General features: G+C 47.2%; 21 protein-coding genes. 9 read left to right on the top strand and 12 right to left on the bottom strand.

The genetic code is table 11. The features are described 5' to 3' along the window. The first annotated feature begins 59 nt into the window (after positions 1-59). Positions 60-557, top strand: coding sequence for a hypothetical protein (locus QUB61_RS00300; RefSeq protein WP_333129714.1), 498 nt, complete (start codon positions 60-62; stop codon positions 555-557). Next, positions 518-3,193: a CHASE4 domain-containing protein gene (locus tag QUB61_RS00295; protein ID WP_333129716.1), complete on the top strand. Its 2,676-nt coding sequence runs from the start codon at positions 518-520 to the stop codon at positions 3,191-3,193. The genes QUB61_RS00300 and QUB61_RS00295 overlap by 40 nt, the downstream gene beginning before the upstream one ends. A gap of 316 nt (positions 3,194-3,509) precedes the next feature. Here the strand turns inward: QUB61_RS00295 and cobO are convergent, their stop codons facing one another. The 4 genes from cobO to QUB61_RS00275 all read right to left on the bottom strand — a co-directional run bounded on the left by cobO (position 3,510) and on the right by QUB61_RS00275 (position 6,248). After that, complete coding sequence (cobO, locus tag QUB61_RS00290; RefSeq protein WP_333129718.1) at positions 3,510-4,133, bottom strand: cob(I)yrinic acid a,c-diamide adenosyltransferase; 624 nt, start codon at positions 4,131-4,133, stop codon at positions 3,510-3,512. Between the two features lie 59 nt (positions 4,134-4,192). Continuing rightward, on the bottom strand, positions 4,193-4,771 hold the full coding sequence (locus tag QUB61_RS00285; protein ID WP_333129720.1) for a Uma2 family endonuclease: 579 nt from the start codon (positions 4,769-4,771) through the stop codon (positions 4,193-4,195). Positions 4,772-4,887: 116 nt separating this feature from the next. Next, positions 4,888-5,466: a Uma2 family endonuclease gene (locus tag QUB61_RS00280; protein WP_333129723.1), complete on the bottom strand. Its 579-nt coding sequence runs from the start codon at positions 5,464-5,466 to the stop codon at positions 4,888-4,890. A gap of 164 nt (positions 5,467-5,630) precedes the next feature. After that, positions 5,631-6,248: a hypothetical protein gene (locus tag QUB61_RS00275; protein WP_333129725.1), complete on the bottom strand. Its 618-nt coding sequence runs from the start codon at positions 6,246-6,248 to the stop codon at positions 5,631-5,633. A 117-nt stretch (positions 6,249-6,365) separates the two neighbouring features. Between QUB61_RS00275 and QUB61_RS00270 the strand changes: the two genes are divergently transcribed. The 3 genes from QUB61_RS00270 to rimM all read left to right on the top strand — a co-directional run bounded on the left by QUB61_RS00270 (position 6,366) and on the right by rimM (position 9,330). Next, on the top strand, positions 6,366-7,640 hold the full coding sequence (locus tag QUB61_RS00270) for a molybdopterin-binding protein (protein ID WP_333129727.1): 1,275 nt from the start codon (positions 6,366-6,368) through the stop codon (positions 7,638-7,640). A 231-nt stretch (positions 7,641-7,871) separates the two neighbouring features. Continuing rightward, a complete protein-coding gene (locus QUB61_RS00265) occupies positions 7,872-8,504 on the top strand; it encodes a response regulator transcription factor (RefSeq protein WP_333129729.1) in 633 nt (210 codons plus the stop codon). A 184-nt stretch (positions 8,505-8,688) separates the two neighbouring features. Next, positions 8,689-9,330, top strand: coding sequence for a ribosome maturation factor RimM (rimM, locus tag QUB61_RS00260; protein ID WP_333129731.1), 642 nt, complete (start codon positions 8,689-8,691; stop codon positions 9,328-9,330). A gap of 63 nt (positions 9,331-9,393) precedes the next feature. Here the strand turns inward: rimM and QUB61_RS00255 are convergent, their stop codons facing one another. The 5 genes from QUB61_RS00255 to QUB61_RS00235 all read right to left on the bottom strand — a co-directional run bounded on the left by QUB61_RS00255 (position 9,394) and on the right by QUB61_RS00235 (position 17,670). Further along, on the bottom strand, positions 9,394-9,864 hold the full coding sequence (locus QUB61_RS00255) for a phosphate-starvation-inducible PsiE family protein (protein WP_333129733.1): 471 nt from the start codon (positions 9,862-9,864) through the stop codon (positions 9,394-9,396). 363 nt (positions 9,865-10,227) lie between these two features. Continuing rightward, the gene (locus QUB61_RS00250; protein WP_332948676.1) at positions 10,228-10,539 is read right to left on the bottom strand and encodes an RNA recognition motif domain-containing protein; all 312 of its coding nucleotides are present in this window, start codon (positions 10,537-10,539) and stop codon (positions 10,228-10,230) included. 688 nt (positions 10,540-11,227) lie between these two features. Continuing rightward, positions 11,228-13,423 (bottom strand): nitrate reductase, encoded by a 2,196-nt coding sequence (locus QUB61_RS00245; protein WP_333129736.1) that lies wholly within the window; start codon positions 13,421-13,423, stop codon positions 11,228-11,230. Between the two features lie 372 nt (positions 13,424-13,795). Further along, on the bottom strand, positions 13,796-15,541 hold the full coding sequence (locus tag QUB61_RS00240) for a nitrate ABC transporter ATP-binding protein (protein WP_333129738.1): 1,746 nt from the start codon (positions 15,539-15,541) through the stop codon (positions 13,796-13,798). A 104-nt stretch (positions 15,542-15,645) separates the two neighbouring features. Continuing rightward, positions 15,646-17,670, bottom strand: coding sequence for a nitrate ABC transporter ATP-binding protein (locus QUB61_RS00235; RefSeq protein WP_333129740.1), 2,025 nt, complete (start codon positions 17,668-17,670; stop codon positions 15,646-15,648). A gap of 28 nt (positions 17,671-17,698) precedes the next feature. Here QUB61_RS00235 and QUB61_RS00230 point away from each other — a divergent pair, with 28 nt between their 5' ends. After that, positions 17,699-17,848, top strand: coding sequence for a hypothetical protein (locus QUB61_RS00230; RefSeq protein ID WP_333129743.1), 150 nt, complete (start codon positions 17,699-17,701; stop codon positions 17,846-17,848). A 64-nt stretch (positions 17,849-17,912) separates the two neighbouring features. On the opposite strand, the gene ntrB is transcribed toward QUB61_RS00230, so the two are convergent. The 3 genes from ntrB to QUB61_RS00210 form a co-directional block, all read right to left on the bottom strand. After that, the gene (gene ntrB, locus QUB61_RS00225; protein ID WP_333129745.1) at positions 17,913-18,782 is read right to left on the bottom strand and encodes a nitrate ABC transporter permease; all 870 of its coding nucleotides are present in this window, start codon (positions 18,780-18,782) and stop codon (positions 17,913-17,915) included. A gap of 170 nt (positions 18,783-18,952) precedes the next feature. Continuing rightward, entirely contained in the window at positions 18,953-20,284 is a 1,332-nt protein-coding gene (locus QUB61_RS00220; protein WP_333129747.1) for a CmpA/NrtA family ABC transporter substrate-binding protein, read from the bottom strand. A 114-nt stretch (positions 20,285-20,398) separates the two neighbouring features. Further along, positions 20,399-22,285: a ferredoxin--nitrite reductase gene (locus tag QUB61_RS00210; protein WP_445300234.1), complete on the bottom strand. Its 1,887-nt coding sequence runs from the start codon at positions 22,283-22,285 to the stop codon at positions 20,399-20,401. A 611-nt stretch (positions 22,286-22,896) separates the two neighbouring features. Here QUB61_RS00210 and QUB61_RS00205 point away from each other — a divergent pair. From QUB61_RS00205 to QUB61_RS00195, 3 genes are all read left to right on the top strand, one after another. Then, complete coding sequence (locus QUB61_RS00205; RefSeq protein ID WP_333129750.1) at positions 22,897-23,112, top strand: hypothetical protein; 216 nt, start codon at positions 22,897-22,899, stop codon at positions 23,110-23,112. Positions 23,113-23,190: 78 nt separating this feature from the next. Then, positions 23,191-23,379, top strand: a complete 189-nt coding sequence (locus tag QUB61_RS00200; RefSeq protein ID WP_333129752.1) for a hypothetical protein — start codon at positions 23,191-23,193, stop codon at positions 23,377-23,379. Between the two features lie 818 nt (positions 23,380-24,197). Continuing rightward, the coding region (locus tag QUB61_RS00195; protein WP_333189747.1) for an XDD3 family exosortase-dependent surface protein at positions 24,198-25,030 on the top strand (833 nt) is incomplete at its 3' end.

Below are 25,030 nucleotides of genomic sequence, written 5' to 3'. Positions count from 1 at the left end.
TTTTTGAAACGGGTACAAGAGGTGCTTTGAGGCAGATATTTTAAATTTTGGGGTCTGGAGTGGTTTTAACTTATTTGATATTGACAGGAAGTTTAGAAGCGATCGCGATCGTGCTTGGTCTCTCGCCCGGTAACTTCAGCATCGCATTCCCCGCACCCCGGGCACAGGATCCGGACATCACATCCAGCGTTTTCAGGTCGCAATCTCCCCCAAATCCGGCGCCAGATACAGCTAGCACAGGTTTAGCAGATGGCATTTACCTCTACGGCCAGTCGAACAAGCCAGATGAAATTAAACAAGAATATTTTGTATTTGAAATGCGACAGAGTAAGGTTGTAGGCGCTTTTTACCTGCCTCGGTCTGCTTTTTACTGTTTTTACGGCACAAGCGATCGAACTCAGTTAAATTTAATAGTGGTCGACAGTTACGACGGCAGTCGCTCTCCCTACTCCGTAAACCTGCAACAGTATTACCGAATTTCCGCCGTCAGCGACAACGATCGTCGCATCTTGGGTATTTGCAAGGAAGCTCACCAACAGCAGGCGTGGGAAAAGTAGCTGACAGGTGCAGCCCCAGCAGTCAGGGTTCAGGGAACATCAGTAAAATTGCTCCTGAGTTGAGAATTTCGGACGGACACCACACACACGGCAAGATGAAACTGCGTCGGAAAACATTATCTATCGTTGGCATTACCATCGCTGGACTGACTGGCATTCTGTATGCCGCCTCCTCAAGCATCCTCTTAGGCAGCCTTATCAAAGCAGAGGAACAAGAAGCCACACAGGTGGTCAAGGGAGTGCTCAGCGTGTTCGGGCAAACAGCAGACGACTTCAACTCGCGCTTTGCCGACTGGTCCGCCTGGGACGACACCTACGCTTTCGTCCAAAACCGCAACTCAGAATTCATTGCCTCCAATTTAGTTCCAGAAGGGCTGGCTAATGCGAGAGTTAATATAGCCGTATTTGTCAATACTTCTGGCAAAATAGTTTACGGTACGGGTTTTGACAGCGAAAAGCTGAAACTAACGCCTGTTCCAGAAGCATTAAAACGGCACATTTCTCTCAGCGATCCGCTGTTGCAGCACCCCCACCCCAAGAGCAGCCTCGCTGGTATCCTGCTGCTGCCCTCAGGGCCGATACTGATTGCTTCCCGGCCAATTATCACGACTAAAAGCACCGGCCCGATCCGGGGTACGCTGGTATTCGGGCGCAATTTGGATGCTGCGGGCATTGCGAAGCTTTCTAAAATTACTCGCTTGCCGCTGATCGTACACAGCCTTAATGAGGCCCGGTTGCCTGCTGACTTTCAGAAAGCGCGGGAGATACTGTCGGAAAAAAAACCGATTTTGGTGCGTCCTTTAAGCCAAGAGTCGATCGCGGGTTACGCTCTGATCGACGATATTTACAACCAACCTGCGCTGCTATTGCGGGTGGATATCCCCAGAGAAATATACCGGCAAGGTGAGATGAGTTTGCTGTACCTGTTGGTGTCTGTAGCGTTAGCGGGAATTGGGTTGGTCGGCTGCACTCTGCTGCTGCTAGAGGGTCTGGTGCTATCTCCGTTGAGCGGTTTGGCGAAAGCAGTGAACCACGTCAGCAGCAGCCAAGACCTCTCGGTGCGACTGCCGGTGACGGGCGAAGACGAGTTGTCCGACCTTGCCCATACTATCAATGGAATGCTTTCGGCGATCGCGATCGCCGAAAGCGAACAACTTGAGGAAAAAGCCCGCTACCAAGCCGTAGTCGAGCAAGCTACAGATTGCATTTTCCTGTGGGACGCTCAAACCAAACGCCTTTTGGAAGCCAATACAGCGTTTAGAAACTTGCTCGATTACAGTCTTGAGGCGATGAAGCAACTGACTATTTACGATATCATCGCTTACTCTAAAGACCTAATTGACAACAATATCGAGTTGCTGCTGAGGGACAAACAATTCAGAATTGGCGAAGTTCTCTACCGCCGCCGAGACGGTTCCTGCGTGGACGTGGAAGTGAGCGGGAGCGTGATTTCCTACGGCGGCCGCGAGATTATTTGTACTGTTGTCCGCGACATTACCGAGCGCAAGCAAGCCGAAGCCGAACTGCGAGCCTCGGAAGAACGCTACAGACTTTTGTTTAGAAATAATCCCCATCCGATGTGGGTTTACGATTTAGAAACTCTGGAATTTATAGCCGTCAATCAGGCTGCTGTCGAACACTACGGCTACACTCGCGACGAATTTCTCAACATGACCATTGCGGACATTCGTCCCCCCCAAGATATGCCGAAATTGCTAGAAAATATATCCCAACAAGTAGCTGTCGGTAGTGAGTTTGCAGGTGTGTGGCAGCACCTAAAAAAAGACGGAACAATTATTGATGTAGAAATTACTTCTTATGCCCTGATATTTGATAGCAGAAATGCTAAATTAGTGCTGGCTCACGACGTGACCGACCGCTTGCAAGCCGAGGCAGAAATGTACAAGGCAAAGGAAGCAGCAGAAGCAGCTAGTTTGGCTAAAAGTCAATTTTTGGCTAACATGAGCCACGAACTGCGAACTCCTCTGAATGCAATTCTCGGTTACAGCGAGATTCTGCAAGAAGAGGCTTTAGATTTGGGCGAAGAAAATTTTGTGTCGGATTTGGAGAGAATTCACAATGCAGGCAAGCTTTTACTAACCTTAATTAATGATATTCTCGACTTGTCGAAGATTGAAGCCGGTCGCGCGGAAATTGAATTAGAAACTTTTGACGTGTCCGAGGTAGTTCAAAATGTAGCGAGAACTGTTGAACCGCTATTTGTGCCAAACACCAATCGCCTGAATGTTGAGTGTCCTAATAATATTGGCAAATTGTATTCCGATCAAATTAAGTTAACTCAAATTTTGTTTAATTTGCTCAGCAATGCAGCTAAGTTTACTGAGAAAGGGAGAATTACACTCAGCGTTGAAAGAATTAAAAATAACGAGAATAGTTGGGATTCTGAACAGTTAATTTTTAAGTGTACGGATACGGGGATTGGGATTACTTGTGAACAGCGACAAAAGTTATTTCAACCTTTTACGCAAGCGGATGCTTCGACTACCCGCAAGTACGGAGGTACGGGTTTAGGTTTGGCAATAGCGCAGAAATACTCTCAGATGCTGGGGGGAGAAATTACGGTGAATAGCGAGTTGGGCAAGGGGTCAACTTTTACTTTAATATTGCCAGCATAGATCTATTTTAAATTTAACATTTTAGATTGGGGAAAAACTCCTGACTGCAAACAATATGAATACGGGTTTGTAGTGAGGGCTTCAGTCCTGTCCCAATCAACTTTAAGGAAATTCGGGCGGCAGCATCCCATTTTTGCAAATATATCCTACAAAATTGGGATGCAGCCATTCGGGATCTTCGTCCTGAATAAAATAGTCCTGGACGCATGGGGGATCAGAAACCGGGTTTGATGGACGAAAAGACGCGTTGTGACCTGTATATTCGGTAAAAAACCCGGTTTCTTTGTCGGAGTGCGTCAGTTTTGTAAAAACAACATTAATACTCAATACCTGGTTGAGCTTTAATGCCTTGTTCTCGGAATGGATGCTTAACTAATGTCATTTCTGTCACCAAGTCTGCCCGTTCAATTAGCGCTGGCGGGGCGCCTCTGCCTGTTAAAATAATGTGGGTTTCTTCTGGTTTTTGTTCTAAGCCGGAGAGCACTTGCTCGACTTGCAAATAACCTAGTTTTAATGCTATATTGACTTCATCTAGCAGCACTAATTTAAATTCGGGATTGCAGATAAAAGTTACAGCTTTATCCCAGGCTTTTTGAGCTGTTTCAATATCTCGATCGCGGTCTTGGGTGTCCCAGGTAAAGCCTTCTCCCATTGCGTGAAATTCTAGCTGTTTTTCCCAGAGTTGAAAAACGGCTTTCTCTGCGGGTTCCCAGGCGCCTTTGATAAATTGTACTATGGCGACGCGGTATCCGTGACCGAGCGATCGCACAACCATTCCCAAAGCGGCTGTAGTTTTGCCTTTCCCGTTACCCGTATTGACTATAATTAAACCTTTTTCTTTTGAGGAGTTAGCGATTCGCTGCGCCTGTACTTCTTGGCGGCGCTGCATTTTCTGTTTGTGCTGTTCGGCTGTTAGAGAAGTGGTTTCTTTCGTTTCCATTAGATTTTTTTTAACCGCAGATGAACGCCAATAGACGCTGAGGAATGCAGACTTTTTAGTTATTGCCAGACTAGCTGCAAGTTTAGCACGAAACCGGGCAAAACATTTTCTCCTGATAGTTCTGCAGGAGATTCCAGTATTTCTACTTCTTGTCCTTGGCGATAGATTTCGACTCGGCGGGTTTTGCGGTTGATTAACCAACCTAGTTTTACTTGGCTGTTCATGTATTCTTGCATTTTGTCTTGGGTATCTTTTAAACTATCGGTGGGCGACATTAATTCCAAGACAAAGTCGGGGGCTATGGGAGGAAATTTTTGTTTTTGTGCGGGACTAAGTGCGTCCCATCTTTCCTTTTTTATCCAAGAGACATCGGGAGAACGATTTGCACCGCTGGGCAGTTTGAAGCAAGTTGAAGAATCAAAACAAATTCCCAGTTTGGTTTCTCGGTTCCAAATTCCCAAATCAGTAGCTATTTCAAAATTGTAATTTCCTGTTTCTCCTCCGGTAGGTGGCATGATGATTATTTCTCCTTTGGCGTTGCGTTCAAATTTGACATCGGGGTTTTCGCGACACAGTTGATAAAATTGGTCGTCGGTTATTTGGGCGATCGAGTTAAAGTTGATGGTAACTGCTATCATGGTATTTTATCAGGATGCGTTGGGATTTTTCAGCCACATAAGGTCTATGAATGCGGATAAATGCCGAGCGAGGTAGATGCTGTAAATATTATTGATGATGAATGCAGATTTTTTAGTTATTGCCAGACTAGCTGCAAGTTTAGCACGAAACCGGGCAAAACATCTTCTCCTGAAAGTTCTGCGGGAGATTCCAGTATTTCTACTTCTTGTCCTTGGCGATAGATTTCGACTCGGCGGGTTTTGCGGTTGATTAACCAACCTAGTTTTACTTGGCTGTTCATGTATTCTTGCATTTTGTCTTGGGTATCTTTTAAACTATCGGTGGGCGACATTAATTCCAAGACAAAATCGGGGGCTATGGGAGGGAATTTTTGTTTTTGTTCGGGAGTAAGTGCGTCCCATCTTTCCTTTTTTATCCAAGAGACATCGGGAGAACGATTTGCACCGCTGGGCAGTTTGAAGCAAGTTGAAGAATCGAAACAAACTCCCCGTTTAGTTTGTCGGTTCCAAATCACAAAATCCGCATTAATTTCTGAGTTATAATTTCCTGTTTCTCCTCCGGTAGGTGGCATGATGATTATTTCTCCTTTGGCGTTGCGTTCAAATTTGACATCGGGGTTTTCGCGACACAGTTGATAAAATTGGTCGTCGGTTATTTGGGCGATCGAGTTAAAGTTGATGGTAACTGCTATCATGGTATTTTATCAGGATGCGTTGGGATTTTTCAGCCACATAATGTATTTGAATGCGGATAAATGCCGAGCGATGCAGATGCTGTAAATATATTTATGTGGGAAGGAGGATTTGAGTTGTATTTTTGGGGAGGCACTTGTGATATCATTATATCATCTACTTATAACTAGCTATCAATATTTTTATAAAAAGTTTTAAAAAGGAAACACTTGCAGACACACCAATAATAAAACGCAATGTTGATTTCGCTAAATAATTTAGGTACTCCCTCTAGTAAAGTGGAATATATTTTGTTTTTTAAATGCAGGGAATCCACGCCGATCGCAAAAAACAACAAGCCCAAACCAGCTAACAATATTTGGTAGGGAGTACACTGTAGTTCTCGCCGAAAAAACCAGCCGTAGGATGACAAAACAACGGCGTACAAAAGACTTACTCCTAGCTTGGGAATTCCCACTGCTACCATATATATATGAATTCTGTAAATTTCATTTAGTAAAAATCCACCTGTTAACAAAGCCGAAAATAGAATAAATCGATTTTCTGAAGTGCGCGGTTGAAGACTTTTAGCTAATCCATAGGTAAAAGTACAAACAATGACTGGTACAGAACATAAAATCTGGAAAGTCCGAGTTAACAAGGCGACATTGGGATTGGGGGAAAAATAAGGGTGAAAGAATAAATCGCTGACTTTTAAGCCGGAAAGTTGAGTGAAAATTATCAGCAGCGCCACTAGGAGGAAGGATAAACAATTTAGTCTAACAACAAAGCGAGAAATAGTCACAAGCAATTAATACCACAAATTAGGTTTACTGCCGACATACAAAAAAATTATATCACCACTATCTCTGGATATTTTGCTAAACTTAATCAGGAGTGCAATCAAAACAAGGAGACAGTCATGCTGTCAGTGAAAGAAGCAGAATCGATTGTTCTAAATTTGGCGCAACCCCTCGACAGTCAGCGGGATGTAGAAACTGTAGACTTGCTGGCAGCATCGGGGCGCATTTTGGCGGCACCCGTCGCTGGTTCTCTCGATTTTCCTTATTGGGATAATTCAGCAATGGATGGGTACGCGGTGCGGTTTGCTGATGTTGAAAATTGTAGCGCCGAAAAACCAGCGGTACTCGAAGTAGTTGAGGAAATTCCAGCGGGCTATCGCCCTAAAAGTACGGTGCAATCGGGGCAAGCGGCGCGAATTTTTACGGGTGGTATGATGCCAGCGGGTGCTGATACGGTGGTAATGCAGGAAGAAACGAGGCGAGAGGGCGATCGCATTTTTATCTTAGTTTCTCCTGAAAAACCGCAAGCATTTGTCAGGCACAAAGGTGCTTTTTATCAAGCAGGAACAACTTTGCTAACTCCCGGTACAGTTATCAACGCCCCAGAAATGGCGGTGTTAGCAACTGCACAGTGCATTCAAGTTCCCGTTTATCGCCGGCTGCGGGTGGCTATTTTTTCTACTGGTGACGAATTGGTATCGCCTGATGAACCTTTGGCACCGGGAAAACTGGTAGACTCGAATCAGTATGCTTTGACAGTTTTGTTGGCCCAAATGGGATTTGAACCGATTCGATTGGGGATTGTTCCTGATAATGAAGATGCGTTAAACAAGGCGATATCTCGGGCTGTTGCGACGGCGGATGTGGTGCTTTCTACGGGGGGCGTCTCGGTAGGAGATTACGATTATGTCGAGAAAATTTTGGCAGATTTGGGAGGAAAAGTTCACATTAGTTCTGTGGCGATTAAGCCGGGGAAACCTTTAACGGTTGCTGAGTTTAAACGAGGTGAAAAAAATGATGATTCGCTGAGTTTGAGTTCGGATTGTCTCTATTTTGGTTTGCCGGGAAATCCGGTTTCGGCTTTAGTCTGCTGTTGGCGGTTTGTTGTGCCTGCTTTGAGAAAGATTTCTGGGCTTGGCCCGGATGCTTGGGGGCCGGAGTTTGTGCGGGTTCGGTGTCATGCCCAATTGCGATCGCACGGTCGGCGCGAAACTTATGTTTGGGGTAAACTGCATTTAGTTGCCGGAGTCTGGGAATTTGAACCTGCTAGCGGCAGCCAAAATTCAGCGAATTTAATTAATCTGGCGAATACGAGTGGTTTAGCAGTTTTGCCCGCATCGGAAACCTGGATTCCGCCGGGCGAATTCGTTGAAGTTTTAAAAGTTAGTCATTAGTCATTAGTCATTAGTCATTAGTCATTAGTCATCAGTCATCAGTCATTAGTCATCAGTCATCAGTCATTAGTCATTGGTTATTTGTTATTGGTTCGGTAGAAGTTCATGTAAAATATTAACAACTAAGTAATCTTCCTTCTTCCTTCTTCCTTCTTCCTTCTTCCTTCTTCCTGACATCCGTTACATCCGTTACATCCGTTACACAATCCGTTGCCGAACTTCCTTCGTATTATGAAAATTTTAATTGTTGAAGATGACCCGATGATGCAACTGGGATTAGAGCAAGTTTTAGCTGATTCCCCAGAAATAGAAATAGTAGGACAAGCAGAAGATGGGTATTTAGGCGTAGCAGCCGCACTGAAACTCAAACCTGATATTATTGTAATGGATATCGGTTTGCCGCGGCTCGACGGCATAGCAGCGACGCAGCAAATTAAAGCACAACTGCCAGAAGTTCGAGTAGTAATGTTAACTTCTCACACGGCAGAAACTGAAATTATTGCTGCCCTTTCTAGCGGGGCTGATGCTTATTGTATTAAAGGTGCTTCCGTAGACAGGCTGTTAGCCGCGATTGCAGCCGCAGCAGAGGGGGCTACATATCTTGACCCTCAAATTGCCCGGACTGTCATCGAACACCTCAAACCCCCGATACCTGCCTCTACAACTACTTTTGGTCAGTTGTCGCAGCGGGAATTGGAGGTGTTAAGATTAATGGTGGAAGGTAACAGCAATCCGGAGATAGCAGCGGCGCTTTACTTGAGTCCAAATACTATTAAAACTCACGTTCGCGGTATTATGAATAAGTTGGCAGTGGATGACCGCGTGCAAGCTGCAGTTGTAGCGCTGAGAACTGGATTGGTGTAAAGAAGGAAGAAGGAAGAAGGAAGAAGGAAGAAGGAAGAGGGAAGAGGGAGAAGATCCGAGGGAAGAAGGAATAAAAATAATTCAACATTTTTCAGTTGCCAATTCCCAATTCCCCATTGCGGATTCCCAATTCCCAACACCAAATTCCCCTTATCAATTACTAGCAATTTGAGTAATATAATCTATGTCTGAGTGGATAGAAATCGGTAAAATTGTAGCAGCTCAAGGTTTGGACGGGGAAGTGCGAGTCTATCCCGATTCGGATTTCCCAGAAAGGTTTATCGAACCTGGGAAGCGGTGGATTTTGCGCCCTAACAAAAGTGAACCGGAACCGATCGAGTTTTTGGGCGGTCGCTACATTCCGGGTAAAGGGCTGTATGCTGTAGAGGTAGAGGGTGTGGAGGATCGCGATGGTGCTGAGGCGCTGCGGGGCTGTAAGTTGTTTGTTGAAAAGACCGATCGACCTTACCTCGAACCTGATGAGTTTTACGTCCAAGATTTGATCGGGATGGAAGTTTTTAACCAGTTAACCGGGGAAATCTTAGGCAAGGTAAGTGATATTATTCCCGCAGGTAACGACCTTTTAGAAATAGAAACGAATCTAACGCCGCCGGAAACTGTCGTCGCAGAATTAGAAAAGCCAAAACAGCCTGAAACTCCCAAAGCAAACGCTGACCCCAGAAATACCCGCAAACCAAGAAAAACCCGCGTTAAACAGCCTAAATCCACAAAAATCTTGATTCCTTTTGTGGAAGAGATTGTACCAATTGTGGACTTAGAACAAGGCAGAATTGAAATTTTGCCTCCTCCTGGTTTGTTGGAATAATATGATGTCCGGTCGATCGACCGGACATCATATTAGTTATTAACAATTCCCAATCCCCAATTCCTAATGCCCACTACTACTGTTTCCTCTATTTGTAGACCGTACTATCAAGTAACTGATGGAAAGGGCGAAAATTGCTGTCGCCAAACCAATCAAGTCGGCTGCGGTTTTCTTTTCCAGGTCAAGAATGATGATTTTTCTAGCTACTGCTATCAAAGAAGTGACAATAACTAGCTCTACTTGAATTACGTGCTTTTTCAGATAAGCTGTAATATTTTCCAAGATTTCTAGAGCAATTAAAACATTTAAAAATAACCCAAATATGACAAACAAGGTGTCTTTGAACACGTGCTCCGGGTCGGTTAGCCATGTTTTCGCTAAAAAAATCAGCAAATCGCAAACGCTGACGAGAATTACCCAAATCATCGCCAGTGATAAAATTTTCGATATTATTACTTCTATACTTTCTGTAAAATGCAGAAAATTTTCCTCTGTGTTTGCCTTGCGAACTTGCTTCAGTATTTTTCCCAGCATAAAAGTGATTTAGTATTGATTTTGAATGATTTTCTCATTGTTCGCTACACTTGGCAAGTGCCAAACTTTACTCTGTGATTGCGTGGTTTCACGGCGCCACCCTGGCCCTGGGGAAGGCGATTCTCTCAGCTTGTTATTTTATAGTTTTTTGTGTCAGCTAGGAATCGATCGCACGCGATCGAACTCCCGATCAATAATTTTTGCCATAAAAAAGCCTCAAACTATTGCCTAGCAATATTTTGAGGATTTTAAGGCGCGGTGCGGCCGCTGAACTAACTATCTATTCTCAACAGAGAATGATTGTTGACTTCCAGCTTGCTCCGACGCAATATACAAGATAGCTAAAAATTTAGCTCGGGTGGTTTAGTAGCGACGAGAATTGCCACCGCGATCGTTGTTGCCCCAGTTACCGCTGTTAGAAGAACCACGTTCTTCGCGGGGTTTTGCCTTATTGACCTTGAGGTCGCGACCCATCCACTCAGCACCGTCAAGAGCCTCAATGGCTGCGGCTTCTTCGGCTTCAGTAGACATTTCTACAAAAGCGAAGCCCCGCATCCGACCTGTTTCCCGGTCAGCAGGCAACTGAACGCGCTTTACTGTTCCGTACTCTCCAAAAGTTTGGTTGAGGTGTTCCTGCGTTACTTCGTAGGATAAATTGCCGACATAGATTGACATTGAACATTCTCCAGAATCAGAGGGTGTAGAGATTTAAATCCGGAGGAACGCCGATAGAACGAACTGTACTGCCGAAAATAAAGCCTTGTAAAAACATCATAGCACCTATAGGTGCAAACTGCAATTGTCTGACTCGATTAATTAAAAAGAAGGCAGAAAGCTTTCGCCAGAAGACATTCTCCCGAAGGAAAAACCCCCCATCAAGAATGGAAAAACTCAGAATAAATAAATTTAATTTTCCTTGTTCCCGGGCCCGGCGGGGGAAACGCAGCTTGTAGGCCCATCCACGGCATAACGATTTTAGGTTTGATATCAATTCCGGTTACACCGTTCGGGATGGGGAGTCGTCCGTTGGGAGTCGCCCGTTGGGGAATGTGGAATTATTGACCTTGACTTTATCCTTCCCATGCAAGCGGAAACGATATGAGATTTGGGATTGGGGATTTGAGATTTATGTTTCGGGTGCCTCCGGGTTCAAAATGGCTCGATCGAGAGTCGTGGAGAGATCGAAATTTTAGACTCTTGTTCAAGATCCCAGATTCATCTGTGGAGTAAATCTCAAATCCTGCGACGTTCGTGCTCGCCGAACGTCTTGGGCCGAATGTCAACCCGGTTCCTCCCCATGTCGATCGCCTGGGGCTTGCCGCTCGTTCTGGGGTGAGTTGTAACATCCCTTTGTGGGACGGCATCAAGAAGTGACGGCGAGGGTGGATTTTGCCCAATTAAATTCCCCAACTTCTGCGGCAACTTCCGATCCAACTTCTGCTGCTGTTTCTGCCCCAACCAGCACCAACTGCACCGCACAAGCTTTTAACTCGGGCTGTTTGGAATCTGGACAGCTTGCAGAATGAGTCATGGCATTGGCTTCAGCCGCTTCTGCCCACAGAGAACCCCAGTGCATCGGTACAAATAGCGTACCCGGAGCGATCGCCTTTGTGACTTTTGCCGGAAACTGCCCCTTGCCGCGGCGCGATCGAACTTCCAGCAAATCCCCCTCCTTAATCTGCAATTTGGCAGCATCGCGGGGGTGAATTTCCAAAAACGGATCGGGGTGCAATTGATTAATTTTCTCTGTTCTACCCGTCCGCGTCATCGTGTGCCAGTGTCCGTAAAGTCTCCCTGTCGTCAACACAAACGGATAATTCGGATCGGGAGGTTCTGCCAGTCCCCGGGAGTGATAGGCCGAAAATCTCGCCCGCGCGTCAGGAGTGTGAAAACGCCTGTCAGTATACAGCCGTTTCGCTTCTTGGGCTGGATGCGGAGGCTGATTTTCTGGGCAGGGCCACTGCTGGGGACCTTCTGTGCGCAAATATTCGTGGCTGAGGCCTGTGATGTCGCAAGGCTGGCCCTGCGTCAACTGCACGTACTCTTTGTATACGTCAGCAACGCTGTCGAAAGCAAAGTGTTGGGCAAAACCCAACCGGCGGCCGATTTCGGCGAAAATGCTCCAGTCGTCGCGGGCTTCCCCGGAGGGAGTGTCGAAACCGGGACAAAAGGTAACCCGGCGTTCGGAATTCGTCATTACTCCGGTTTTTTCGCTCCACTGGGTTGCCGGCAGCAGGATGTGAGCGTAGGCCGAGGTTTCAGTGGGATAGTAAGCTTCTTGATAAATAGTAAAGGGCGATCGCAGCAAGGCGGCTTTTGTGCGTTCCAAATCCGGCATACTCACCACCGGATTAGTAGCAGCAATCCACAGCAACTCGACTTCGCCAGTTTCCAAACCGGTAATCATCTCCCAAGCTGTGCGGCCCGGATTCGGGGAAATGCTTCCCGGTGCGATTCCCCAAAACTCCTCGACTTGGGTTCTGTGTTCAGCATTTTTCACAAATCGGTAGCCTGGGAGCAAGTGAGAGAGTCCTCCCGCTTCCCGACCTCCCATGGCGTTTGGCTGGCCGGTGAGGGAAAACGGGCCGCATCCCGGTTTGCCGATTTGACCGGTCATCAAGTGCAAATTAATCAGCGATCGTACCTTTGCCGTGCCTTCCGACGACTGATTCATCCCCATCGACCACAGCGACAAAACCCGCTGCGACTGTTCCCAGTAGTTGGCTGCAGTTTCTAACTCGCTGACAGTAATGCCGCAGCGCGAGGCTACAAACTCCGGGGTGTAGCTGCTAATAACCTCAGCAAAAGCTGAAAAATTCGCCGTGCATTCTTGAATAAACTCAGGATCTATTGCTTGCCGGAGTAACAGCAAATATGCAATTCCGTTGAGCAAATCTATATCCGTACCCGGTTTAATTGCTAAGTGCAAATCCGCCGCTTCAGCAGTCGGAGTCCGCCTCGGATCTACCACAATCATCTTGACATGTGGATGCTTTTTGTGGTATTTTGCTAATCTGTTGAATACAATCGGATGGCATTCCGCTGCATTGCTGCCGATAATAAAAGCGCAATCTGTTAATTCTAAATCGTCGTAACAGCAAGGCGGTCCGTCCGAGCCAAAACTTTGAACGTATCCAGAGACTGCTGAAGACATACACAAGCGAGAATTAGCATCAAAATTATTAGTACCCAGACAACCTTTCATTAGTTTCTGGGCAACATAATAATCTTCTGTAACGAATTGACCCGAACCGTAAACGCACAAAGCATCGGGGCCGCTGCTGCTGCGAATTGTTTGGATGCGGTTAACAATTGCATCGAGAGCTTCCTCCCAGCTAGCGCGGCGGAAGGGTTGGTCGAGAGTATCTCGCATCATCGGATAAAGTAGCCGATCGCTCCGAATGGACTCTGCTACGGTTGCTCCCTTAATACAAACCATGCCTTGACTCGATGGGTGATTGCGATCGCCCCGCACTTTCCAACTTTGTTTTTTGTCGGGAACAACTTCTAGACCGCAACCTACACCGCAGTAAGGGCAAAGAGTTTTTATAGTTTCCATCTGGTGATTTTAGATGCTAATTTTTGAAAGCTAATGGGTAATTCGTAATTTGTCATTATAGTCGGAACTGAGGGCTCCTGCAAATAACGTGTCAATAATTACTAAATTACCGCAAAAATGCTTCACAGCAACGGACAATTCCCTGATTAAAAATTCACCGCTGTCTTACTAAAACTCGCGATCGCTCTCGATTGTAGCCAGCTTCTCGCTGTTCCTAAATCCCCCTACAGAGGTACTCGATACCTAAATTTTGTCGCCCCCACCTATGGGGAGCTAGGAGAAATTTTGGCAGGACTAAAACAGCGCGTTGGTTCTACTTTTGACCTGATTGTTTATAGCAATCTGAGATTTAGTGCGGGAGTATTATGTCGCCTACTTTCCTGTTTTAACTTCTAATACGCCGCCGTTTGTGGGGCTAAAAGTTACTTGGAATTCAGCAGTTTTTTCAGTTGCTGCTGTGGCATCGGCAGGAGTTTGCAAAATCGGCAGAGGAGTTTCTTTGACGAAATCTTTAGCTGCTTTATTTGTGGGATCGAACTGTAGGATATCGCCGTTTTCTTTGACTTTGACCCGATAAGTCAAACTTTCGGTAAATGTCGGAATTGTGCTCCAATTTTGGTCGATTTGTGCATACAACTGCTGTCCGATCGCATCGAGTTCGGCTTGGTCAGAAATCCCTGAGGCGGCACTGGTTGCTGCATTGGGCGCGGTGGCGCTGTTAGCAGCAGCGAGGGGTGCAGGACTTGCAGCAGCGATGGGTGCAGGACTTTCAGCAGCGATGGGTGCAGGACTTGCAGCAGCGATGGGTGCAGGACTTTCAGCAGCGATGGGTGCAAGGCCCGCAGCAGCGATGGGTGCAGGACTTTCAGCAGCGATGGGTGCAGGACTTTCAGCAGCGATGGGTGCAGGGCTAGCATTCGGGGCGATCGAACTTGCTGCAATTTGCGGGCTGGGGGGAGAACTCACAACCGCCGCCGCAGTCGTCGCCTGCGGTGCAGTTTCTCCTAATTTCGCTTGCTTTAGCTGGCTGGAAACACCAGACATATTGACTGCTGCTAAAGTAGCCATTGCTACCAACCACGAGACTGCCAGGATGCCGCCTTTAATCGGCGAGGCTTCAGGAAATTCTGCCGCGTGAGGCATAAAGGACACAGGTGGCATCGGCCTGTCAGCAACCGCAGGCTTTTTGCTAGCAGGTAATGGCATCGGTAGCGCGACGGCTTCTGTCTCCGAGTCCGTTGCTTCATCCTCTTCGTGGTGCGCGTAGCGAGAAAACAGGAACTCCAAAGCAAAGTTGCGAAGTTCGTAGTATTTCGGGTCTTCCATAATCCGCGCCCGGTTGCGGGGACGGCTGAACGGAACGTGCATATCTTCGCCGATGGAAGCTGCAGGTCCGTTGGTCATCATCACGACGCGATCGGCCAAAAACAAAGCTTCATCAATATCGTGAGTAATCATGACGATCGTAATTTTTTCCTGCCGCCAAATTTTCAGCAATTCTTCCTGCAACTCTTCCCGGGTAATCGGGTCTAGAGCTCCGAAAGGTTCGTCCAAAATCAACAGTTTGGGGCGAGTTGCCAGAGCTCTGGCGATCGCCACCCGCTGTTTCATCCCCCCGGACAACTGGCCCGGTCTTTTGTTACAAGCTTCCGTCAGCCCGACTAATTCCAAGTGTTCCTTGACGATCGTATTGTGTTCGTCTGCGGACTTTTCCGGGTAAACATTTTCAACCCCGAGGTGAATGTTTTCAGTAGCAGTCAGCCACGGTAGCAGCGAGTAGTTTTGAAACACCACCATGCGATCGGGGCCTGGTTCAGTAATCTGCAAACCTTCCAAAGCCACTTCTCCGTTTGTCGGCCCGTTGAATCCCGCGATCATATTCAGCAAAGTTGATTTGCCGCAGCCCGAGTGACCGATCAAACAAATAAATTCGCCTTCCTTAATAGTCAGGTTTACACCGTCTAGAACGACGTAAGGGCCTTTAGGAGTTTCGTAGACTTTCGATACATCTTTAATAGTAAGAAAGTCTTGCTTCTGCGTCTCAATTTTCGTTGTTTGGGGAGTTTTGAGAGTTTGCATATTTTCAGAATTTGGATTTTGGGTTGATGAATTAGACATGACAACTTTGGATTGAGAATTTGAAATTAGGGAGTTAGGAAGCGGGAAATGTGGAGTCTTGTTTCCTGATTTCTTGCTCCTCATTCCCTCTTCCTATTTGCTGGTTATGCTAGCAGTCTGATGGAACACTGACTGCCTATTTGTTCAATTAAGATTTCTTCAATGCGGACGCTGCGCTTGATTTTGACATCGTGAAGATACTGGACCGGGTCGTCTAGATTAAACACAGTGCCGTCAAATAGCTCGATCGTCCGGCTATCTCTGGCAATATCCGGCAAACCCAATTCGCGCACTGCTTGACCGAAAACATCGGGCCGCAAAACTCGATCGACCAGTTCCACCCAGTTTTTCGGGAACGGGATCAGTCCCCAGCGAGCCATCTGCGCCATCACCCACACCATTTGTAGGCGGTCTGGACAATTGGTTTTGTCAACGTAGAACTGGTTGAAGTTGTAGAGCATTTCGGGTTCTGCCCCCGTACCCGAGTTGTACGGGTCGAGGAACCCCGGACGGATGTCTTTGGGATCGGCGCCGATGTATTGTTCTTGGCTAATCAATCCTAGGACTTCTTCGCGGTTGCGGCGGTCGTCGCAGTAGTCGCAGGCTTCCAAAAGCGCTTTGACGAGGGCGAGGTGGGTTTGAGGATATTTCTGAGCCCAATCTTCGGTAACACCGAGAACTTTTTCGATGTGTCCGGGCAGAATATCGAGGGAACGGGCCATGACAACACCCGTACCGCTGTTGACTGCGTGGGAGTTCCAGGGGTCGCCTGAACAGTAGCCGTCAATGTTGCCTGCTTTTAAATTCGCTACCATCTGCGGGGGGGGAATCACCGTCAAGCCCACGTCGAGGTCGGGGTCGATGCCGCCAGCAGCCAGCCAGTAGCGGAACAGCAGATTGTGCATGGAGGCGGAGTGTACCATGCCCAAGGTGTGAACTTTATCCGGAGTCTTGCCGATCGCAGCTTTGAAATCCTCTAATGTCCGAATACCTTGTCTGTAAAGGTCTTTGCTGAAAACAATCGAATTGCCGTTGCGAGACAGCGTCATGGCGCTACAGACGGGCACAGGGGCTTCACCATCGAGTCCCAACAGCATACCGATCGGCATTCCTGCGACCATTTGCGCCGCGTCCAGCCGTCCTTCGGTGACTCCTTTGGCGATCGCTTTCCAGCTAGGTTCGCGGCTGAGAGAAACTTCTTCCAAGCCGTGGGCTTGGAAAAATCCTTTTTCTTTGGCTACAACTAAGGGCGCGCAGTCGGTGAGGGGAATAAAGCCGATGTCGAGGTTGATTTTTTCCAAGCCGTTGCGGGCGATCGCAGGCGGTTGTTGTTTGGCCCTGCGCTGTTTGACCCGCTTTTGCTGGTTGAGGAAGTAAACCATTTCGTTCCGCAGCGCATAGTAACTCGGATGGTTGACAACTTCCATGCGCTTGCGGGGGCGCGGAATTTTCACTTCGAGGATTTGCCCGATTTGCGCTTCCGGGCCGTTGGTTAGCATCACAATGCGATCGCTCAGTAATAAAGCCTCATCCACGTCGTGAGTTACCATCACGCTGGTGACTTTGCTTTCTTCGCAAATTTTCATCAACTGGTCTTGCAAACCGCCGCGAGTTAAGGCATCGAGGGCGCCGAAGGGTTCGTCTAGCAGCAGCAATTTCGGACGGATCGCCAGGGCGCGGGCGATCGCAACTCTTTGTTTCATCCCCCCAGAAATTTCGCTGGGGCGTTTGTGGGCGGCTTGTCCGAGTCCGACCAATTTAATGTGGTGTTCGATCACCAACTCGCGATCTTCTTTCGAGTTACTGCTGTAAATTTCATCTACTGCTAGGGCAATATTTTCGCGCACCGTCAGCCAAGGTAGCAGCGAGTAATTTTGAAACACCACCATTCTGTCGGGCCCTGGATCGCGGACTTCGCGCCCTTCTAAAGTAATCCCGCCCTGAGTTGCGTTGTCGAGGCCGGCGATGATATTTAGCAGTGTAGATTTGCCGCAGCCCGAGTGTCCGATTAAGGTAATGAATTCTCCCTTTTTAATTTTCAGTTCGATATTTTTAAGAGCGATATATTGCTCTCCATTCGGCAAGTTAAATACGCGATCGACGTGGTCTACTTCAACAAATACTGACATGGTAATTTTAGGTTAGTTTGTAATTTGTATGATGCTGATTATTAATTTGGCATTTGGCATTTGGCATTTGGCATTTGGCATTTGGCATCTGGGCATTGGGCATTGGGCATTGGGAATGGGGCAAACAGGGCATTGGGAATGGGGCATTAATTTACAACTAATTTCTAGCAGTTTGTAGTTGGCAACCATTCCCCATTCGCCATGCCCGATGCCCGATGCCCTGTTTGCCCCATTCCCAAATCCTATTTCTGTTCTTCAGGAACAACTTTGGAAGCGATGAAACCAACAATTCTGTCTAAAATCAAACCGACGATTCCTACATAAAGCACTGCTAGAATCACTGCACTGAGTCGAGAACTGTTGTAAGCGTCCCAGATGAAGAAGCCGATGCCGACGCCGCCGACTAACATTTCCGCAGCTACGATCGCCAGCCAAGACAAACCGATGCCAATTCTCAAGCCAGTGAAGATATAAGGAACTGAAGAAGGGAGCAGGATTTTCCAGAAGTATTTTTGGTTGGGAAGGCGCAAGACGCGGGCGACGTTTCTGTAGTCTTGGGGTATTTGTTGAACGCCTACTGTGGTATTAATTAGAATCGGCCAAATTGCTGTAATTAAGATTACGAAAAGAGCTGAAACTTCGTTAGCTTTCATCCCGATGCCTTCAAAGGGATTGAACTGTTGAAATACACCCAGGGCGATCGGCAGCCAAGCCAGGGGCGGAATAGTTCTGAATACTTGAAACAGCGGGTCTAAAGCATCGAACATTAAGGAGTTTGTGCCGATCAGGATTCCCAAACTGATGCCGAGAACTGCTGCCAAAGTAAAGCCGATCGCCACCCGCTGCAAGCTAGCCAAAATTTGCCAGAACAAGCCTTTGTCTGTACCGCCGTTGTCGAAGAACGGATTGATAATCAGCTCCCAGCTTTCTTGGACAGCTTTGATTGGTCCCGGCAAGCTGGACTCTGGACTGTGGCAGAGGATTTGCCAGATTATGAGCAGAACTGTAATTGCTACCAACGGGCGGATGATTTTTCGGCGGTTTTTTTGAACCTGATCCAGAACGAACATTACTGGATTTTTGCTTTTAGTAACAGCGAGGTTTGTTGCCATTTTTGTTTTTGCCGTATTGTGAATAATCGATTATTTGTAGATACTTTGAACAGAGTTCAGCAGGTTTGGTTCGTGGAACGAACTATCCGTTCCACTCCGCGCAACACCATCAATCTATTTTAGGGGTTTGTCAACTGTTAACAGTCAACAGTCAACAGTCAACAAACTAATTATGCTTTTTTGATTGCCAGACCCTTGAGATATTCTTCGGGTTTTTCTGGGTCAAACTTCACGCCGTCAAAGAAGGTTTCGACACCGCGAGAAGTGGTAGCAGGAATTTGGGCAGCAGGAACGCTAAGTGCTGTCGCAGCAGCTTTCCAAATATCTTCGCGGTTAACTTTATCAACCGTGGCTTTGATGTCGGTAGTTGCCGGCATATAACCCCAGCGAATATTTTCAGTTAAGAACCAAGCATCGTGACTCTTGTAGGGATAAGAAGCATTGTCAGCCCAGAATTTCATGGCCACTGGGCTGGCAGCTTCAATGCGGCCGGTACCGTAGTCAATTTGACCTTTCGAGCGACCGATAATATCTGCTACTGGAACTTTTAACCACTTATCTTGAGAGATGATTTGGCACATCTCATCGTGATTTTCTGCCTTGTCGCACCACTGCTGGGCTTCCAGTACGGCCATTGTTATTGCTTTAGCAGCTTTGGGGTTTTTCTCAACCCAATCTCCTCTTAAAGCTAAAGCTTTTTCTGGGTGGTCTTTCCAAAGTTCTCCGGTTACTAAGGCGGTGTATCCTACCTTTTGAGTAACTAGCTGAGCATTCCAAGGTTCGCCGACGCAAAAGGCTTCCATGCTACCAGATTTCATGTTCGCTACCATTTGGGGCGGCGGTATGGGAATCACGGAAACATCTGTATCTGGATTAATACCGCCTGCTGCTAGCCAGTAGCGCATCCACAAGTCGTGGGTGCCGCCGGGAAAAGTCATAGCAACAGGAACGTTTTGGCCAAAAGCTGCTTTCAGGGGTGCGCTGTCTGTACCTACTTTTAAATCTAGGTATTTTTTGCTGAGGGAAATTGCTTGACCGTTAGTATTTAACCGCGCCACAATGTTCATCGGCACTGGCTGATTGCCTTTGGTAACAGTGCCTAATGTCATTTGGTAAGGTAGCGGGGATAAAATGTGGGCGCCGTCAATGCCGCCTTTGTCGGAACCGAGTTCTAAGTTGTCGCGAGTAACTGGCCAAGATGCTTGTTTAGTAACTTGTACGTCTTTCATGCCGTACTTGGCAAATAACCCTTTTTCTTGGGCGATGATTAAGGGTGCTGAGTCGGTGAGGGCGATGAATCCGAGTTTGGCTGCGGTAACTTCTGGGGCGTCGGCGGGGTTGATGTTGACTGCTGGGGCGGCGCTGGGCGATGCGCCGCCGGCTGCTGGCGTGGCACCTCCGTTAGATGTGGTGGAACCGGAACTGCAACCGTGAGCGAGAAGGGTGCCGGCTGCTGTTGCTCCGGCGGTGATGATGAATTTTCTTCTGGAAAGGTTGCTCATTTGTCTTGAATTGTGGTTGTACTTGAGATGGTGGAAATGTCAGATGTGAGATTGATTGGCGACCTTGGCAATGACAGAATTCTGTTTGGCTGTCTCGGCTCTCACATTGTGAGATTAGGCGTCGATCGACACTCTGCCGAGAGCCCGCGCGCTGCAAGTTAAAATGAACCCTGGTTCTAAGCCGGCCGCCGCCTCGGGTTGGCTGTCGTAGGCCGCAATATTACCTTCTAGGAGTTTCTGCTTGCAAGTGCCACAAACTCCGTTTCGGCAATTGCTGTCAAGTTCGACCCCGGCCCGTTCGGCAACATCGAGAATGTACTCATCTTCGCTGCAAGCAACTTCTTTGCCCGATCGAGCGAAAATGACAGTAGATGTCTGAGGTTTGGGTGCCTGGGCTGCCTTTTCGCCCTCCTCAACCGTCAATTGGAGTTGCCGCTGCAGCACAGCTACATCCCCTGCAATCTGTTTGGGAACTGCCCCAAACTGCTCGACTAACAGTTGATGCAGCAGCGGTTTGAGGTCTTCGCAAGCGATGCCTTTTTGGACGCAAGCACCCAAATGAGCGTCTTTGCCAACTGTGCCTCCCATGTAAATGTCTACACCTTCGAGGGTTTTGCCGTTCTTGCGAACTTTTGTTCCCATCAAACCGATGTCTGCTACTTGGGGTTGACCGCAGGAATTGGGGCAACCCGTCCAGTGAATTCTGATTGGTTTGGGAAGTGAAAGTTCGACATCGAGTTCCTCAATCATTGCCACAGCGCGGCTTTTGGTTTCGATGAGGCCGAAGTTGCAATACTTGGCGCCGGTACAGGAAACCAATGCTCGCATCAGGGGTGCGGGCTCGATGGAAAAACGCTGCAACAGCGGTTCTTTGACCAGCGATTCAATCCGCGAGTCGGGAACGTTGGGAATAATGACGTTTTCTTCGACGGTGAGCCTGAGTTCGCCGCTGCCGTAAACCTCGGCGATTCTGGCCAAATCGAACAAATCCGATGCCTGCAGCCGTCCGACGGGAACGTGCAGCCCTACATAGTTGAGCCCTGATTGTTTTTGGGGGTAGATGCCGATGTGGTCGCGTTTGTCCCAGATGATTTCATCTTTGAGGGCGGCGGCGGGCAAAGTGCGACCAAATTCTTGTTCGACTTCGGCTCGGAATTGTTCGATTCCGAGTTCGTCAATCAGCCACATCAGCCGCGATTTTTGGCGGTTTGCTCTCGGACCTCGATCGCGAAACACAGTTAAAATTGCTTTGCACAAATCTACAACGTCGCTGGGACTTGCCCAGGCCTTGAGAGGAATTGCAGCTTCGCAGCGTTTGGCGGAGAAGAAACCGCCGACTAAAACGTTAAAGCCGATGTTGCCGTCTTTGTAAGCGGGTACGAAGGCGATGTCGTTGATTTCTGCGTGGACTGAGTTGTCGCGGCAGCCTGCGATCGCAATATTAAACTTTCTCGGCAAATTTGAAAACGCGGGATTGCCTTCGCCGCTGTTCGTAATCATGTCTTGGACTTGGTTCGCCAGTTCCCGCGTATCAATCAGTTCGTCGGCGTCGAGCCCGGCGACTGGGGAACCGGTGATGTTGCGCACGTTGTCCATGCCAGACTGGACGCTGGTCAGGTCAGCTTCTTTGAGGCGGCGGAAAATGTCCGGCACGTCTTCGATGCGAATTCCGCGCAGTTGCAGGTTTTGTCTGGTGGTGATGTCGGCGCTGCCGTCGTCGCCGTAGCGTTGGACGATTTCTGCTAGCGTTCTGGTTTGATTGCTGGTGATGACGCCGCTGGCCAGACGCATCCGCATCATGAATTTGCCGGGAGTTACTGGCCGAAAGAAGATGCCGAGCCATTTGAGGCGGTGGTCTCGATCTGTTTCGTCCATTGCTTCCCAGCCAATTTCGGCGAAGTGGTCGAGTTCACCTTTTAATGCTAAGCCATCTTTTTCGGCTTTGAGTTTTTCAAACTTGTTCAGGCTCGCTTGAGCTTTGGCTTCTACTGTTTGGGTCATCGGTTTACCCTCGCGGATGGCTGGTTCGGGGAGGTATTGACTTGGAGCATAAAATGTGTGTTTCCTGCTAACCTTAGTGAGTGTACGGATTTAAAACTGTATATTGAGTTACCATATCGAATTTCTTTTTTGCATGGTTTATCTTCTGTACATTTGAGTTTGACTGGGCACTGCCTCGAAGTCGCCAAACTATTTATGGTAATAGTTGCTACCGATGGTTCGGTCGATCGCTCCGTTTCGATGCACCTTAGTTACGAGCTAATGTATAGCGCAGCACAGTAAACATTCGTAGCTATTTTTACAAAATATTGAGTTTTATGAATTTTTCGCATAGGCCTGATGCGTTTTATACATGGGTAATGGGTAAAGACACCCACAGAGCGGAAAAATCTCTTTAAATCTTTAGATTTGGGAGGGGAGAGGGTCCATGTGGAAGATATAAAATCATTTTGTGACTACGATCGCAGACTTAAAACGCAGCTCGTCACACAATTAGAGTTGTGGCTGTCACACAGTTTGCCTCTAAAGATCACGTTCTCTGCTATGCCCGCGTCACTTTTGATTTTCCCAGAACGAGAGATGATATAAATATCGAATTAAGGGAATGTCTCATGTTTTTAGTTCAACTAATACCCGGCGCTATTTCCGAAATGCTTGCCTCTGTTACGGATACGGGTTGTTTGACTTTAGCCGATCGCTACGGTTTGATGGCTGCTGTTTTAGACGAGTCTCTCGACGATGAATACAAACTTTCGATCAACCGCCTGCTGCGGTCTGTGCTCAAGGGAAGAGTCAAGATAGTCAACGAACTGTCGGCGATATGGTAACAGCATTTAAAAAATGGCAAGGTTCAATAGTTGCGAGCAACTCTTTTTGAAATTTGATGGATTTATGCAGCGCTTCAAGTGCAGAAACCACCGCCCGAGTTAGAAGGAACCCACGATGCCTGCACCGGATCTAGGGCAAGAAGTTTCTTGAGTGTTATAAAAACGTGCGATCGCGAAGATCCGTCTGAAATTTTTTTGATGATCCAAGTCTCGCTTTGTGCGGCACTTACAGAAAAAGTGCCTCTCCACAGTTTGTCGATCGAGTAAGAGCCTGTTGGGTCGATCGCTTAGGGTAAAATTAGTAAAATTGTAGGCGATCGACTTTTTAGGAGTTTGATGAAGGAAGTCAATCGATTTTAGATTTTAGATTTTAGATTTTAGATTGAAGCATTGACCCCACGGATAAATTCAGGGGGCAAGTTTCATCGGATACAGGCTTTTTATTTCTGGGTCCTGAGTCTGGGAAGGAATGAATCCGGGGGCTTGTATCCTGGATGCTTTCGGTCATCACCACAAACGTAATTATAATTATTGAACAGCGCTGCAGATGACAGACAAGTTATGCAACTTATTAATCAAAAAATAGAAATATTAACAGAATCAGGCATCGGTCTCCACAACATCACGCCCCCACTTGTCCAGATTCATTGATAATTGAGAAAAAATCAATTAAGTCGATCGGCATCAAAAAACAATAATATCTTGTAGAGAAGGGTAAAGCCTATATCTGGACTAGCCGGCAGTTTAGGGCTGCTCTCAACCGCCCAAACCCGGTAGTCGGTTTATTTGCACCTAAAGTCGTGGACGCAGGCACAGTATATAGTGTGGCTGCGTCCACGACTTTATTTAGCTACTGGCATGGGTTGGTTTTTTTCAAACAATCTATCCTAACCAATCTACTTGATATGATGCAATTGCCAAACCAAATCTTTACCAAATTTTTATAAATTCGACCGGAATGTATGATTTCTTCAAAGTTTACCAAACTTTTATAAAAGTTTCCCGGAATGTATGATTTACTAAAAATAACAAACAGTCGATCGAGCCGACTTGAAACTTAAACACTCATTACCAGGTAGAATTTTATGAACAACTCCATTACTAAAAAAAGCATCCACTGGACTTACTCCGTGGCTGTTTTTGGTGCCCTTTTCGCACTACACCCACTAAAAGCTACAGCAGCAACCCTATCTAACGGCTGGAATTATGCGCTCGATTCCTTCAACGACGGCGTGACAGAAACGCAATTCGGCGGCGGCGCATTTGAATTTTACGGCATGGCAATCAATGAAACATCAGATAAAGTTTCGATCGCCATCAACTCCAATCTAAGTTTAGCAGGATATGCAGACAGCGCCGCTGCAAGAGGCAACATCAACTACGGCGATTTGTTCTTCAATTTTTCCGGTCAAAACTTCAATACAGCTAGCGCAACTAACAGCTTATTTGCCGTTCGCTTTGCCGACGGAAATGACTCAGGCGTGGCGACAACAGGCGTTTATAAGGATGTTAACGCTAAAAGCGTTACCCAAACTAACTCTGGCTTTAGCAATTTAAATCAATACAATACGGTAGTTGCATCTCAAGGCAAAACCCCATCACTGGGCGATTTAGCTGCCACAGACCCCTATTTTGAACAAACAGGAGACAACACTATCCTCACCTCAATAGCTGCGGGTACAAAAGTAGGAGATATCGAATTTTTAACCGCAGCAGCTTTGAGCGCCCTCGGTCTTAATTTCGCTCAGTTTGATGCAGTAGGTTCTCAAACAATCGGATTCAGTTTCAACAAATCCTTATTGCCTTCGGCGGAGTATATTGCTAACTTTATTGCCGAGTGCGCTAACGATGCGCTCGCCATTAAAGGAAAGTTTCAGCCTCTACCCGAACCAGTAAAGGTTGAGCCTCTACCCGAACC

This window comes from Microcoleus sp. C2D2 (assembly GCF_036702495.1).
Lineage (GTDB): Bacteria > Cyanobacteriota > Cyanobacteriia > Cyanobacteriales > Microcoleaceae > Microcoleus.
Note: the sequence above shows the minus strand (reverse complement) of the source record. Positions and strands in the feature narration are given on the sequence as shown.

Coding starts and splice junctions, on each gene's coding strand:
- QUB61_RS00210 (WP_445300234.1), bottom strand. CDS start 22,285: ATGACCCAAACAGTAGAAGCCAAAGCTCAAGCGAGCCTGAACAAGTTT.
- cobO (WP_333129718.1), bottom strand. CDS start 4,133: ATGGAAACGAAAGAAACCACTTCTCTAACAGCCGAACAGCACAAACAG.
- QUB61_RS00240 (WP_333129738.1), bottom strand. CDS start 15,541: ATGTCTAATTCATCAACCCAAAATCCAAATTCTGAAAATATGCAAACT.
- QUB61_RS00280 (WP_333129723.1), bottom strand. CDS start 5,466: ATGATAGCAGTTACCATCAACTTTAACTCGATCGCCCAAATAACCGAC.
- QUB61_RS00250 (WP_332948676.1), bottom strand. CDS start 10,539: ATGTCAATCTATGTCGGCAATTTATCCTACGAAGTAACGCAGGAACAC.
- QUB61_RS00220 (WP_333129747.1), bottom strand. CDS start 20,284: ATGAGCAACCTTTCCAGAAGAAAATTCATCATCACCGCCGGAGCAACA.
- QUB61_RS00285 (WP_333129720.1), bottom strand. CDS start 4,771: ATGATAGCAGTTACCATCAACTTTAACTCGATCGCCCAAATAACCGAC.
- rimM (WP_333129731.1), top strand. CDS start 8,689: ATGTCTGAGTGGATAGAAATCGGTAAAATTGTAGCAGCTCAAGGTTTG.
- QUB61_RS00255 (WP_333129733.1), bottom strand. CDS start 9,864: ATGCTGGGAAAAATACTGAAGCAAGTTCGCAAGGCAAACACAGAGGAA.
- QUB61_RS00235 (WP_333129740.1), bottom strand. CDS start 17,670: ATGTCAGTATTTGTTGAAGTAGACCACGTCGATCGCGTATTTAACTTG.
- ntrB (WP_333129745.1), bottom strand. CDS start 18,782: ATGGCAACAAACCTCGCTGTTACTAAAAGCAAAAATCCAGTAATGTTC.
- QUB61_RS00270 (WP_333129727.1), top strand. CDS start 6,366: ATGCTGTCAGTGAAAGAAGCAGAATCGATTGTTCTAAATTTGGCGCAA.
- QUB61_RS00205 (WP_333129750.1), top strand. CDS start 22,897: ATGTTTTTAGTTCAACTAATACCCGGCGCTATTTCCGAAATGCTTGCC.
- QUB61_RS00230 (WP_333129743.1), top strand. CDS start 17,699: ATGATGCTGATTATTAATTTGGCATTTGGCATTTGGCATTTGGCATTT.
- QUB61_RS00265 (WP_333129729.1), top strand. CDS start 7,872: ATGAAAATTTTAATTGTTGAAGATGACCCGATGATGCAACTGGGATTA.
- QUB61_RS00245 (WP_333129736.1), bottom strand. CDS start 13,423: ATGGAAACTATAAAAACTCTTTGCCCTTACTGCGGTGTAGGTTGCGGT.